The organism is Streptomyces sp. R28 (genome assembly GCF_041052385.1).
GTDB lineage: Bacteria > Actinomycetota > Actinomycetes > Streptomycetales > Streptomycetaceae > Streptomyces.
Map to the genome: position 1 here is coordinate 807,929 of NZ_CP163439.1, position 12,782 is coordinate 820,710.

The 12,782-nt window shown below is 68.7% G+C and carries 8 protein-coding genes and 4 pseudogenes; 7 read left to right on the plus strand and 5 right to left on the minus strand.

Going from position 1 to position 12,782, the window contains the following annotated elements; all coding sequences use genetic code 11:
- The first annotated feature begins 16 nt into the window (after positions 1 to 16).
- Entirely contained in the window at positions 17 to 367 is a 351-nt protein-coding gene (locus AB5J49_RS03390) for a VOC family protein (RefSeq protein WP_369166973.1), read from the plus strand.
- 182 nt (positions 368 to 549) lie between these two features.
- Here AB5J49_RS03390 and AB5J49_RS03395 read toward each other — a convergent pair.
- Together AB5J49_RS03395 and AB5J49_RS03400 are read right to left on the minus strand one after the other, a co-directional pair.
- A pseudogene (locus AB5J49_RS03395) lies at positions 550 to 843 on the minus strand (transposase); the annotation flags it as partial.
- 902 nt (positions 844 to 1,745) lie between these two features.
- Entirely contained in the window at positions 1,746 to 1,874 is a 129-nt protein-coding gene (locus AB5J49_RS03400; protein ID WP_369166974.1) for a hypothetical protein, read from the minus strand.
- 5 nt (positions 1,875 to 1,879) lie between these two features.
- Between AB5J49_RS03400 and AB5J49_RS03405 the strand changes: the two genes are divergently transcribed.
- Complete coding sequence (locus AB5J49_RS03405; RefSeq protein ID WP_369166975.1) at positions 1,880 to 2,464, plus strand: DinB family protein; 585 nt, start codon at positions 1,880 to 1,882, stop codon at positions 2,462 to 2,464.
- Positions 2,465 to 2,636: 172 nt separating this feature from the next.
- On the opposite strand, the pseudogene AB5J49_RS03410 reads toward AB5J49_RS03405, so the two are convergent.
- Positions 2,637 to 4,017 (minus strand): annotated as a pseudogene (locus AB5J49_RS03410) (IS1380 family transposase).
- Positions 4,018 to 4,415: 398 nt separating this feature from the next.
- Here AB5J49_RS03410 and AB5J49_RS03415 point away from each other — a divergent pair.
- The 5 genes and pseudogenes from AB5J49_RS03415 (at position 4,416) to AB5J49_RS03435 (ending at position 10,651) form a co-directional block, all read left to right on the plus strand.
- Positions 4,416 to 4,892: a transposase gene (locus AB5J49_RS03415; RefSeq protein WP_369166976.1), complete on the plus strand. Its 477-nt coding sequence runs from the start codon at positions 4,416 to 4,418 to the stop codon at positions 4,890 to 4,892.
- Positions 4,893 to 5,064: 172 nt separating this feature from the next.
- Positions 5,065 to 5,447: pseudogene (locus AB5J49_RS03420) on the plus strand (transposase); the annotation flags it as partial.
- 673 nt (positions 5,448 to 6,120) lie between these two features.
- Positions 6,121 to 6,525: a CU044_2847 family protein gene (locus AB5J49_RS03425; protein WP_369166977.1), complete on the plus strand. Its 405-nt coding sequence runs from the start codon at positions 6,121 to 6,123 to the stop codon at positions 6,523 to 6,525.
- A pseudogene (locus AB5J49_RS03430) lies at positions 6,525 to 8,272 on the plus strand (trypsin-like peptidase domain-containing protein); the annotation flags it as partial. The gene AB5J49_RS03425 and the pseudogene AB5J49_RS03430, both read left to right, overlap by 1 nt.
- A gap of 462 nt (positions 8,273 to 8,734) precedes the next feature.
- Entirely contained in the window at positions 8,735 to 10,651 is a 1,917-nt protein-coding gene (locus AB5J49_RS03435) for a PQQ-binding-like beta-propeller repeat protein (protein WP_369175030.1), read from the plus strand.
- A gap of 149 nt (positions 10,652 to 10,800) precedes the next feature.
- On the opposite strand, the gene AB5J49_RS03440 is transcribed toward AB5J49_RS03435, so the two are convergent.
- A complete protein-coding gene (locus tag AB5J49_RS03440; RefSeq protein ID WP_369166978.1) occupies positions 10,801 to 11,058 on the minus strand; it encodes a hypothetical protein in 258 nt (85 codons plus the stop codon).
- Between the two features lie 78 nt (positions 11,059 to 11,136).
- Positions 11,137 to 12,015: a YhjD/YihY/BrkB family envelope integrity protein gene (locus AB5J49_RS03445; RefSeq protein ID WP_369166979.1), complete on the minus strand. Its 879-nt coding sequence runs from the start codon at positions 12,013 to 12,015 to the stop codon at positions 11,137 to 11,139.
- Positions 12,016 to 12,782 lie beyond the last annotated feature (767 nt).

The following is a 12,782-nucleotide window of genomic DNA, read 5'->3' on the forward strand; positions in this document are numbered from 1 at the left end:
TGGGCAGGAGCTAGCCATGATCAGCGGTGCGCATGTCATCCTCTACAGCCAGGACGCCGAGGCGGACCGTGCCTTCATCCGTGACGTCCTCGACTTTCCCGGCGTCGACGCGGGCGGCGGCTGGCTCATCTTCAAGCTGCCCCCGGCCGAAGTCGCCGTCCACCCAACCGATGGTCCGCCCCAGCAGGAGTTGTACCTGATGTGCGACGACCTTGATTCCCAGCTCGGCGAGTTCCGCGCCAAGGGCGTCGAGATCACCCGCCCGGTCAGCGAACAGCGCTGGGGCAAACTAACTGCGATCCGACTCCCCAGCGGCGCCGAACTTCCGCTGTACGAACCGCTGCACCCCGTCGCCCACGGCCTGTGACCCCGCAGCACTCAACTCGGCCCATCGCGCGACGCTCAGATACTGTCAAGCAACCCAGTCACTGCAGGTCAAGGCGTCACGACCGGCGGATGGGAGATGCGCAGCTGCAGTCCGAAGAGATCACCAGGGAGCGGGGAAAACTCGGTCACCGCAGCAGCCTCAGGGTTGTCCCGTAAATGATCCTTCCAGCTCTTCATCCGCGCGAAGACGTGCTCGACGCGGGCACGGACCTTGCGGTGCGAGGCGTTGTGTTCCTCTTTCCAGGTCGGCAGTTCAGCCTGGCCGCGCTCGCGGCGATGGGGCATGACCAAGCCGGTGCCTCGGTAGCCGCCGTCCGCGATCACTGTGGTCTTGGCCTTGCCGACGGCGTCCTTAGCGCCGGACAGTTCCCATGCTTTGCAGTCGTTGCGGTTGCCGGGCACGGGTCGGCCCACGGCGACGACCAGCCGGGTGTCCGCCTCGATGACGACCTGGTGTCGCCGTTGGAGAGGGCCTCCAGCGCGAAGGCGGTGGGCAGCGCGGCAGCCCGTTCGCCGGACAGCAGGGCGGACCACCGAGCGGCGGACAAGGCACTGAGCTGGGGTGGCGTCACCCCGACGAGCACTCCGGCGACGAGGTCCGGAACGGCACCGGTGAGCAGCAGCGCCACGGCCCCGGCATGTGCGCCCAGCGCGCAGGGAAGCACCCGCGCCTGCCCGAACCGGTCGACAAGGTGCCCGATCTGGGGCCCGGCGACAGCGTCCGCGACAGCGAACCCACCGGTGACGAGACCTGCGGCGGCATACGACCCCGTGCGTGCGTGCACCAGCCAGACGATTCCGATCCCCGTCATGGCGATGCCCAGACGCCCGACAACCGAGGGCAGTAAGAAGGCCGCAGCACCCGAAGTGCGCAGCAGCGTTGGGTAGTTCGCCGAAGCCGAAGGCACGACGCCTCCCTTTCGCCGCCCGGCGGGCCGCGCGCCACACGGGGTCGTCGGCGTCCGGAGGTACCGACCCGTAGCTGCGCCTGAAGCCGTCCAGTGGTGGCGTGAAGCGGGGACGCGCACCCGACGTCGGCTCCATCACCGGGCAGATGTCATGCGGTAGTTGATGATCTCCTCAGGCGTAGAGGAACGGCACACAGAAACGAACGAGGCGGCACTTGTTCCCTCTCACAGAGCACAGCATCAACCGCTGAACAGTGGAGCTGTCGCCTGGGAGGGCCACAGGGCGTCAGGTGTCGGCCACCGTGCCGCGGCCACATCCGGCGAAGCCGTGAGGGAGCCAACGAAAAACTGCCCATCACCCATAGAATAGAAGGGACGCAATCCTGTCTCATTCTCAATAACGTGCCCATTTCCACGGGAACGCGCAATGGCGACACATAAGAGGTTGTCTCACGTGGCAGGTTTCGCGAGCTTCTTGTAGCAGGTCAGGGCGGCGGCCATGGCCATGCCTCGGCTCTGCCAGTCGTGGCGGACCACGTACCGGATCTTGAGACCACGAGCAGCCCATGGCAGGCTCATGCCGCATGATCGATGAATTCGCGAAGGACAACCTGCACGGGAGACTGCGGCGGGACCGCAAGGCGCTGCTCTGGAAACTCGACGGCTTGTCCGAATACGACGCCCGCCGACCTTTGACAGCGACCGGGACCAACCTTCTCGGCCTGGTCAAACACGTGGCTACCGTCGAGGCCAGGTACTTCGGCGAGGTCTTCGACCGCCCTTCCCCGGAACCGCTGCCCCGGTGGCAGGACTACAACGGCAGCGATCTGTGGGCGACCGAGGACGAGACCCGCGATCAGATCATCGGGTTCTACCGGCGCACGTGGGAACACTCGGACGCGACGATCAACGAGCTTCCCCTCGACGCCCCCGGCCACGTGCCGTGGTGGCCGGAGCCTTATCCCAACGCGAACCTGTTCGCCATCATGGTCCATGTCCTCGGCGAGTCCATCCGGCATGCCGGGCACGCCGATATCCTGCGCGAGGGCCTCGACGGCCGGACCGGGGTGCGCGCCGAACACGAGACGCAGATCGACGAGGAAGCCCGTGCAGCCTACTGCGCGAAGATCGAGCAGGCCGCCAGGTCGGCCGCACCGATCAAGGCTTAGCCTCGATCGTTCATGAGTCCTCGTCGGTTTGCTGACGGGGACTCTGTGTTTGTGTGGTGCGGTCTTTTCGGGGCTGGGGCAGGCCGAGGGTCCGGCTTTCGCGTCGGATGGGCGCCGGGTTCCACTTCGCCGGTGTGGTGGTGCGGGTTGTCGGGACGGTCGGTGGGGCTGGTCAGCCGGGGTTTGGCAGGGCGTGGAGCCTGACGGTCGCGTGGCTGATGACGGCGGTCCAGGGCCATCGGGCGGGCAGGCGGAGCCAGCGGCGGCGGCCGGTGTTCACGAGCTGCGCGGCGGTGGAGAACAGCCGAAGCCGGAGCTTCTTGACCTCCCAGCGGCGGGCCTCGCCGGTCAGCGCGAGCATCGGCATCCAGGCGAGGAGGTCGAGGGCGAGTGAGACGATCTCCAGCCAGATCCGGTTCTGGGCTGTGTCGTGCAGGGGCAGGTTGCGCAGGCCGGTGGCGCGGGCGGCGCGGATGCGGTCCTCGCAGCGGGCCCGTCTGCGGTGACGCAGTTCGAGGTCGGCGAGCTGGCCGCCTTTCGTGTTGGTCGCGAAGCAGGTGAGCCGCAGTCCGTCGAGGTCGGTGAAGCGCAACTGGGCGCCGGGGTGCGGGCGTTCTCTGCGGACGATCAGCCGCATGCCCGTGGGCCAGGTGCTCAGGTCGGGCATGTCGGTGATCTCTGCGACCCAGGCGCCGGGCCGCTCGGTGCCGCCCGCGTCGTAGGCCGGCGTCCACGCCTTCTTCGGGATCTTCAGGACGGCCTGGTGGATGGCGTCGGTGATGGTCATTCCGACGGAATACGACAGCCACCGGCCCCGGCGGGAGAGCCAGTCGAGGAAGGTGTGGGTGCCGCCGCCGGAGTCGGTGCGGATCAGTGTCTGCCGTCCCCACCGCAGGTGTTTGGGTAGCTGGGCCAGGGCGAGTTGGGCGGTTTCGATGTGGTCGGCGGCGGTGTTGGAGCCCGCGTTGCCGGGCCGCAGCAGGGCCGCCACCGGCCCCCCGGACCCGGCCTGGCCGTGGTCGACGAACGCGACGAGCGGATGATGACCGAAGGTCTTCTTCCAGGTCGGGGTGGCGTCCTGCTTCTCGGAGTGTGCGAGCACCAGCACCCCGTCCATGTCCACGATCACCTGGTCGTCGGCGGCCGGACTGTTTGCCCCGGCCAACTCCCAGACCCGCTGACGCACTTCGGAACGTGCGCCCCGGATCGCCGCAAGAGCTTTCGGGCCGGACGCGGCGAGAAGGTCGACGAAGCGGGAGACGGTCGGATCGGAGGCCACCGGGCCGAACACGGACGGCTCGGCCCGCAGCACGCCGACGTCGGCCAGACAGTCGCCGCCGAGCGCAACGGCCAGCGCCACATCCAGCATGATCTTGCCCGGATCGTGCACAGCCCGCGGCTTGCGCCACGGCGCCAGCGCCGCCGATATCGCGGTGTCCAGGCCGGACTTGCGGACCGTCTCGACCAGCAGCACGGCCCCGGCCCTGGGCAACGACTCCACGGCCGCCGCCCTCGACACGGACACGCGGGTACGACCCGCTACTCTTCTTCACCTGGAGAGTGCTTCTTTCCTTGCAGTGACAGGACCCTCGACAAGTCCCATCGTTGCAGGTCAGCAGCACTCTCCATTTATTTGATCAAGACTCGGACAGGCCCACTCGTGAAAGCGCGAGGTTAGTACTCCAGCAGCGGGTCGTGTCCTGAGCTGGTGATGTCGTTGTCCTGGTGGTGATGTCGTTGTCCTGGTATGGAGGGGACGGCTGAAGTTGCTTGCTGGGCCGACGAGTTGGAGTCGGTGTTCGGGCGGGTCGCGGGCAGGTTCGGGCGGGCGGATCTGCGGTGGCGGATGCGGGACTATGTCCGGGGGCTGCTGGGACAGGCGGCACGTAAGAACGGCTGACAGCTCGCGGAGTGGGCAGGTCACCGCATCCCGGATGGCTTCCAGCGGCTGTTGAACAGCAGTGTCCGGGCCGCGGACGCCCTGCGCGACGACGTCCGTGCATATGTCGCTGAACGACTCGGAGCGGACGGCGTACTGATCACCGATGACACCGGGTTCATCAAGAAGGGCACCACATCAGCCACCAAGGGTGAACTGGCCCGGGACATCGTCCGCTGCTGCATCGCCGCCGACCTGCCCGCCGCCTGGGTCACCTCGGACGAGGCTTACGGGCAGGACTGGCACTTCCGCTGCCTGCTCGAGCAACTCGACGTCGGATACGTGGTGGCGGTGCCCAAGTCCCAGCAGATCAAGTCGCTGGCCGGGATGTGGCGCATCGACCAACTCATCGAAGAGGCACCTGTTGATGCCTGGCAGCGGCTGTCCTGCGGGGATGGGGCGAAAGGCCCGCGCGTCTACGACTGGGCCGCGGCCAAGCTCCCCGCCAACCTCATCTTCGACCCCGATCCGCCCACCCAACACCGCTGAGTGATGACTCGCCGCAGCCTGTCCGACCCCGGTGAGATCGCCTACGACCTCGCCTACGCACCCGTCGGCATCGAGATCGCCGAGCTGGTGAGGATCGCCGGCTCCCGCTGGGCAATCGAGGAGTGCTTCCAGGCCGCGAAAACGAGTGCGGCCTCGACCAGTACGAAGTGCGCTCGCCTGCGACGGCCGTGGCCTGCCCCTGGCCGTCGTCGTCACGCCCGGCAACGTCAACGATTCCACCGTCTTCGACGAGGTCATGGACACCTTGAGGGTGCCCCGGGCGGGCGCCGGACGGCCCCGCCGCAGGCCCGACGCGGTCATCGCGGAGAAGGCGTACTCATCCCGGGCGATCCGCCAGTCCCTGCGGCGCAGGGTTATCCGGGCGGCGATCCCGGAACGGGCGGATCAGAAGGCCAACCGTGTGCGGCGCGGACGGACCGGCGGCAGGCGGCCGGCCTTCGACCGAGAGCTCTACAAGGCCCGCACGTGGTCGAACGCTGCTTCAACCGCCTCAAGCAGTTCCGCCCGATCGCCACCCGCTTCGACAAACTGGCCACCCGCAACAGTTAGGCGGCGAAAACGACGTTGGTGCCAAGGGTGAGGCCATGCCTTCCGGGAACCGGAAACGCCCCTCAGCGAGGGAGAGGGCGGTCTTCTCGGGGTGCGCGGCGGAGTTGTAGCGCATAGCCGGAGGCGTCGCTGAGGCCGAAGGGCCTCATGAGGCGGAGGGCATCGCTGGAGATGCGGGCCTCGTGCAAGATGCGGTCCTGCCGGAGCTTGGACATCGGCAACTTCAGGCCGTGGAAGGTCCGCTTGAGCATGGTGACGTGGACAGGCGGGTGCTCGCATCCACAGCATCACTTTCACGAGCTGCCCTGCAGAGAGCTCCTTTCCGTGTTCGTGGCACACCCTGTGTCTGAAGAACTCCACGGGCAGAACCCGTCGTTCTCGGCAGGGCCCGAAGACACGGACTGCCTGGAGACAGCCACCACCCTCCACCTCCGCGAGAGCGACGACCCAACCACAATCCTCACCCTCACCCCCACAGCCCCTCCACGCCCTCCTCGCTGGACTCAAGCAATCCATGGCTCGATCCGGATCTCTCGGCACGGGAACCCGTCAGATCTCACATGCACCACCCGTACCATCGTGCGAGAGATCACTCGAGAAGGCACCGGCCCGGGCGGAGGGGCGGGGACGGGGACGGGCGTTGGACGGAATTGTGCGTGTGCCCCTGGAAGGCGGAGGCTCGGTTCTCTTCGAGGGCGTGGCGGCCGTTACGGGCGGGCCGGTGAAGGCCGGGCGCCTCAGCGACGCTGTCGGGGAACTCCCCTCGACACTCCAGACGACGCTCGGCCCGGTGCGAGACGCCGCCCGGGCGATGCTGAGCCAGTTGCGCCAGGCCGGACCCGACGAGATCGAGGTCGAGTTCGGGGTGAATCTGGCAGCACAGGCCGGGGCCGTCATCACCAAGGCGGAGACGGGGTGCCATGTGACCGTCCGCATGGTGTGGCGCCGCGACGAATCACCGGACGACGGCCAAGCACCCGACGACAGCCCGGACGCCACCCGCACCAACACGCCGGATGCCAACCGCCTTCCCCCGCACGACGATCCGTCCCCCCGATCCTGATGACATCGCAGTTGCAGGCGTCGGTCGCCCAGGTGCTGAAGAGCGACGACACCGTGGTCGGCGCCGGTTTCCTCGTGGCCGATGACGCCTTGATGACCTGTGCCCACGTTGTACGGGAGGCCGGGGCCGACCCCGGTGACGAGCTGACCGTCGTCTTCCCGCACCCCGACGGCAAGCTGCGATTGACCGGACGGGTGCTGCCCTCGGCCTGGCGGGCGCCCGAGGACGAGGACATCGCCGTGGTGCGGTTCGACGTGCCGGCCGACGGCGTCCCGATCCTGCCGCTGGGCTTCTCCCACGGCTGCCGCGGACACCGGGTGCGCTCTTTCGGGTTCCCCCGCCAGGCGCCGTCCGGCGGGCACTCCGGCACCGGCGTCGCGGGCGATGTCATCACCTACGACGGATCGGGACCCGTCCTGCAGCTGTTCTACGCCAACGATCTGACGACGGGCTTCAGCGGCAGCCCGGTCGTGGACGACGACACCGGGCACGTGGTCGGCATGGTCACCTCCATCGTCGTACCGGATGAACACCAGCGCGGTCAGAACATCGCGTACGCGACCGCCGTACCGGCGCTGCACAGGGCGTGGCCGGATCTCGAAGTCGGCGACACCTGTCCGTATCCAGGCATCCTCGAGCCCTACGGCCGCGAGCACGCCGCCTGGTTCCACGGCCGGGAGCGGGCGGTGCGACTGGTGCTGGAAGCGCTGAAGGAGCAGACCGGCCGGGGCAGCGGGGTGCTGTTGCTGGGGCCGTCGGGCTCCGGGAAGTCGTCGCTCGTCCGGGCGGGTGTGCTGCCCGCGCTGGAAGAGACACGCGTGCCGAACAGCGACCGCTGGCTGCCCGTAGTCGTCCGCCCCGGCCCCGACCTCATGGCCGAACTCGACGCCGGTCCCCTGCCCGGGACACGCGCCCACGGCCTGGAAAGCGCCGTACCCCGTCGGCTCCGCGACGCCCCCGGCCACGACCGGATCCTGCTCGTCGTCGACCAGTTCGAGGAGCTGCTGTCCGGCGACCCGGCTGCCGTCGAGCCGCTCACGGAGGCGATCGGCACAGTTCCCCAGCTGACCGTACTACTGGTCCTGCGGGACGACTTCTACCCCACGCTGGCCGCCTCGGCCCCCGCCCTGCTGGAGAAGCTGCGGCACGGCCTGGTCAACGTGCCCGCCACGCTCGACCGCGAGGAACTGCACGCCATCGTCACGGGGCCGGCCGCCGCCGTCGGCGCCCGGTTCGAGGCCGGCTTACCGGGGCGGATCGTGGACGCCTTCCTTACCGATTCCGCGGCGCCCGCCACTTCGCTGCCTGCCCTCCAACTCGCCCTGAACATGCTGTGGCAGCGCCTGGACGACACCGGCTGCCTGACCTACGAGGCATACAACCGCATCGGGGAGGTCACCGGCGCGCTGCGGCTCTGGTGCCAGGACGCCGTCGAGGCGCTGCCCGCCGACCACAGGCCCGTCGCCGAACGACTGCTCACGGCCCTGGTCAGCACCGCCAACCACGAACGCCAGGTCCCCGCCGTACGGCAACGCGTGCCGCTGGCTGAGCTGAAGGAGAGAGAGGAAACGCCGACGAGGTGCTGGCCGAGCTGATCCGGCGTCGAATCGTCATCACCAGCATGCGGCGTCACCCAGAGCGGCCCGAGGACGAGAAACCCGTCGCCGTCGCGGAACTGATCCATGACGTCCTGATTCGCGACTGGCCCGCCCTGAACGACTGGGTCGCCCGCGACCACCGCTTCAACGCCTGGCTCGGCCGTGCCGACGAGCGCCGCTCACAGTGGGCCAAGCGGCACCACCCCGACGACCTACTGCACGGCTCCGACCTCGCCGAAGGCCTGGAGTGGGTGGACAGACGGCGGCTACCCAAGCTCACGAGCGAGTACGTCAGGACCAGCGAGGCCCGCCGCAAGGCGCAGCAGCAGCGGGCGCGAAAGCTCAACGTCATCCTCGCGAGCCTGTTGGGACTGGTCCTCATCGCGGCCTCGGTGGGCTTCCAGCAACGGCAGCAGGCCCTGGAAGCCCAGCAACTGGCCGAATCACGCCAACTCCTCACTCAGTCCCGTACGTTGCTCTCACAGCCCGACCTCGCGGCTCTGCTCGCCGTACAGGCCTACCGAACCTGGCCCACCCCCGAGAGCCGCGCGGCCCTCTACGCGGCCTCGGACCTGCCGCTGGTCCGGCGACTGGAGGGCGCGGGCGGGCCCATGGCGCTGAGCCGGGACGGGCGGACGCTGGCCACGGCAAGCGGCAAGGACGCCGACGAGGTCCGGCTGTGGAACCTGGTGTCGCGCGAACAGCGCACCCTGCACATCGGAGCCGACCCGACGCCCGCCACCAATAGGGCCACCACCAATGACGAGAGCGAGTACCGGACGACGGCTCTGGCGTTCGACGACAGCGGCGGGACCATGGCGGTCGGAGAACCCAACCGCGTGCGCCTCCTGGACATGCGCGACGGACACCAGAAGCTCTCGATCACCCTGGGCTCCGGTTCGTCCCCTCGCGAGATACGTTTCACCGCCGACAACACTCTGACGACCGTCGACAGCGAAGGTCTCGTCACTACCTGGAACCTGAAGACCCATAAGCCCCTCGACAGCGTCTCAGCCACAGCGCCCGCGAAGTGGCCGCCGACGAGCGATCTCGTCCTGACCGCCGCCCCCGACGGCCGGACGGTGGCGGCGAGTTCGCCCGGGCAGGGTGTGGTGGTGCTGGACCGGGAGACCGGCAGGAAACGGACGATCGCGGACCAGGACGACGACCCCGTCCGGTCCGTTGCCCTCACGGAGGACGGCGACACCCTCGCGACCGGTGGCAAGTCGGGCCGGATACGCCTGATCAGCGTGCGGACCGGCAAGGTCACGGCCACCTTGCGGGGGCCGTCCGTGGCGGTCCGCGCTCTGGCCTTCGCACCGGAGGGCGACGCGCTTGCGGCCCTCACCGACGACCGGGCCGTCAAGCTGTGGGACGTACCCAACCGCAAGCTCCGCTCCTCCTTCGCCAGCGGCCACACCCGCTCGGACGACTACCGCATCGCCTTCCGCCCGGACGGCCGCACCGTGGTGACGAGCGACTACTCGGAGGTCCGGGTGTGGAACCTGGACCAACTCCAGCCGTACGCACATCCCAAGCGGTCCGAGCAACTGGGCGGACCCGAACTCGGCCTGGCCTTCAGCCCCGACGGAGCCGGCCTGCTCGGCGTCGGCACGAAGGAGGCGCAGGTGTGGGACGCGGGAACGGGCGACGTCCATGACAGCTACTCCGGCACTCACGCCTTGCTGGGAACCGCCGCCTACGACCGCGAGGGCCGCCCGCTGACGGTCGTCGACGACGAGGACGGCTGGGCGGTGCTGGATATCGCCACCCTCAAGGCGCTGTCCGCCCGCGAACCGGACACGTCCGATCAGCGCGTGGTGCATGAGGTGGCCCTGAGCCCGGACGGCAGCACCGTGGCGCTTCGGCGCGGCAACGACCTGTCGGTGTTAGACACGGACAGGGGCGAACTCAAGTCGTCGCCCCGGCTCAGCGAGGGCAGTCGGCAGCTCGACAATCTGCTGCTGTCCCGGGACGGAACCACCCTGGCCGCGCAGACAAGCAGCACGGTGGTGGTGTGGGACACCGCCACCGGGGACCTGCAAACGAGCCTTGAGGCACCGAACAGCACTGCGCCGATCAAGCCGTTGGTGTTCTCCCCGGACGGGAGTGTCCTGGTAACCGGCAGCGACGACGGGCCACTGCGGTTGTGGGACACGGTCTCAGGACGCCTGGATGCAACGCTGGAGGGCAGTGACGGCGTGACGGCAGCCGCGTACTCCCCCGACGGCCGCTTCCTCGCGACCGGCGGCCCCTCTGGGTCGGTACGCCTGTGGGAGACGGCCACCAACCGTACTCGGCGGGTGCTCACCGGAGCGCCCGGCCCCGTGGCCTCCCTGGCCTTCGCTCCCGACGGCGGCCGGCTGGCGGTCGGCGGCGAGGACGGCGGTGTGGAGCTGTGGCGGCTCTCCCTGCCGGAGCCAGAGGAGGCCATCGAGCGGATCTGCTGGGCCGTGGGCCGCGACTTCACGGACAAGGAGCGAGCCGAGTACCTCCCGGACCCCGATACCCCTCCCCCTTGCGCGTGATGCCCCGTCACCTCACCCCGAACATCCGCAACACCGTCTGATCGGGTGCGCGGCAGAGCTGTCGACGGTGGACGTACTACTCCCCTCTCCCGGAGTCGATCACCTCTGTGCCAGCGCGCGTCCCCCGTGCTGTCACGGGGCATCGCGACCTACTGGTGATCGACTCCGGGATCGTCACCCACGGGGACGAGACGGACGAGGCGAAATGCCACGAGCAGGCCACAGCTCTCGTCGACGACTTCGTGAACACGATCGCGCAGGGTGCTGCACTCCCCACCGGAGCGCTGATCCGGCTCGCCAGACGCCGCCGCGCCATGGACCAATCCGATGTATGTCCGTTCCGGCACCATGCGGAACCAGAGGTTCGTCTTACTTTCGGGTGGCATCAACCGCTTGTGGAACGGCACGACTCCTTTGCCGCGGGCGCCCCGCGAGAGGTCCGGTGGATGACAGCAGTAGTGACCAGCATTCCGCAGGGCTTCCGTTCATGACAGCGGCGGCCGTGTGGCCGTTTGCACGGTGAGCCGACGCCGCTCCAGATGGTCGTGGAAGAGCCGGCCGACCAGAGCCCCTCCATACACCACGAAACCCACGCCGACCAGCCAGGACTGCAGAACCAGAACGGTCCCAAACGGGCCGTACGTCACCGTGTTCGACGCGATCAGCGGCGAGAAGATGTGCTGGGAGAAGACCCGCAGCCCGAGGAGCCCCAGGGCCGTCGCCGCAGCCCCGGGCACGAGCGCCCGCCAACGAATGCGGCCGCAGAGCAGCAGCCGTTGCGACCACCAGAAGAAGACGAACGCACCGACCAAATCGACCCCGGCGACCAGCACCGTCTTCAGGGCGGACGCCTCCTCGGGGGTGGGCGCGGCAAAGAACAGCAGCAGGGAGCCGGTCAGTACGGCCAGCCAGACGACATGGCGCCACATCGTGTGCCAGCGCGCCGTCGGCAGGTCCCACACTCGCTCGTACCCGGTCTGTACGGCCGAGCCGAAGGTCACACCGAACGCGGCCAGCGCGGCGAGGCCGAGCGCCGTGGTGCGCTGCAGCGCCTGCCCTGGCCGGCCGAACATCCGCTCGACCTCCTCCTGCGACACCGCCGACACACCTAGGCCCTGGACCAGCCACTTGGCGAAGCCCTGACCTCTCGCGAGGTCGGCCGCCGCGACGACGACCAACAACGGCAGCAGCGTGAGGAAGCTCAGCGCCGCGAAGCCCATGGCACGGTGCATAAGCTCCATCTCGCGCCCCCGGTTCCAGGCGAGCCCGATCCACGAGGTGAGCACCCGCCGATGGAGCCGAGCGAACCAGTGGCCGTGATGTGCGGCGTGGCCGTCAGCCGACGCACCGAATCTAAGGGGCATGTGCCGTCGACTACCCGTCCGCCGGGCGGGACCCGACGTGCATGCCCCCGAACGGGTGTCTCCCGGCCCCGTCGATGGAGGAAACACCGAGGTGCCCGCCATCGACCCCCTGTCCGACCGGCCGCCGACAATCGCCTATGTCGCCAGGGCCGCTTCCGTGTCCCGTAGCGCAGGGGTTTCACGGAGCCGTGTGCCCGCACTGGGGTGCATCCCACGTGGACGAGGCTGACGGGTAGTCACAGGCACCTGTTCGAGACCAAGATCCGGACCATTCCCGGACCACGTTGCCACCCACCCGTCGACACCGCACCGTCACCGCAGGTCAGCGCGGGTACTGCTCGTGTACCACCAGCAGACGAAAAACCTGCTGGGACGACCGATCGATCACAGAGCGCCTACCTCGGTCGCGTGGCACGCGCGGGGCCGGCGGCCGGGCTTGGTCAGTCCGGCTCCTGACGCGGAACGGCTCTCCCCAATCAGCCACCAAATGTCCGAGTTCAACGGAGCGTAGTCAGCACCAAGTCAGCACGGGAGTCAGCACGGCACCGTCAAATCACCCCTAACTACGCGTCCCGGACGGCGCCTTCTTGGCCCTTCTCCGAGCCTCTGAGTCGGCTCTCCGCGAGCAAGCATGGCGGCCGAACGCATAGCCGTGCCCCGAACTATGTTGCCCCACCACATGTGCCCCTGACCTGCAACTTCCTACCGTGTGCGAACACATACCCGTCCCCACCGCACACGAGGAAGTGGCGCACATGGCCTCCGGA

What these genes read in the sequence shown, in the direction of transcription:
- AB5J49_RS03390 (WP_369166973.1), top strand. Translation starts at nt 17, where the DNA reads ATGATCAGCGGTGCGCATGTCATCCTCTACAGCCAGGACGCCGAGGCG.
- AB5J49_RS03435 (WP_369175030.1), top strand. Translation starts at nt 8,735, where the DNA reads ATGGCGCTGAGCCGGGACGGGCGGACGCTGGCCACGGCAAGCGGCAAG.
- AB5J49_RS03400 (WP_369166974.1), bottom strand. Translation starts at nt 1,874, where the DNA reads ATGAGCCTGCCATGGGCTGCTCGTGGTCTCAAGATCCGGTACGTGGTC.
- AB5J49_RS03445 (WP_369166979.1), bottom strand. Translation starts at nt 12,015, where the DNA reads ATGCCCCTTAGATTCGGTGCGTCGGCTGACGGCCACGCCGCACATCAC.
- AB5J49_RS03405 (WP_369166975.1), top strand. Translation starts at nt 1,880, where the DNA reads ATGATCGATGAATTCGCGAAGGACAACCTGCACGGGAGACTGCGGCGG.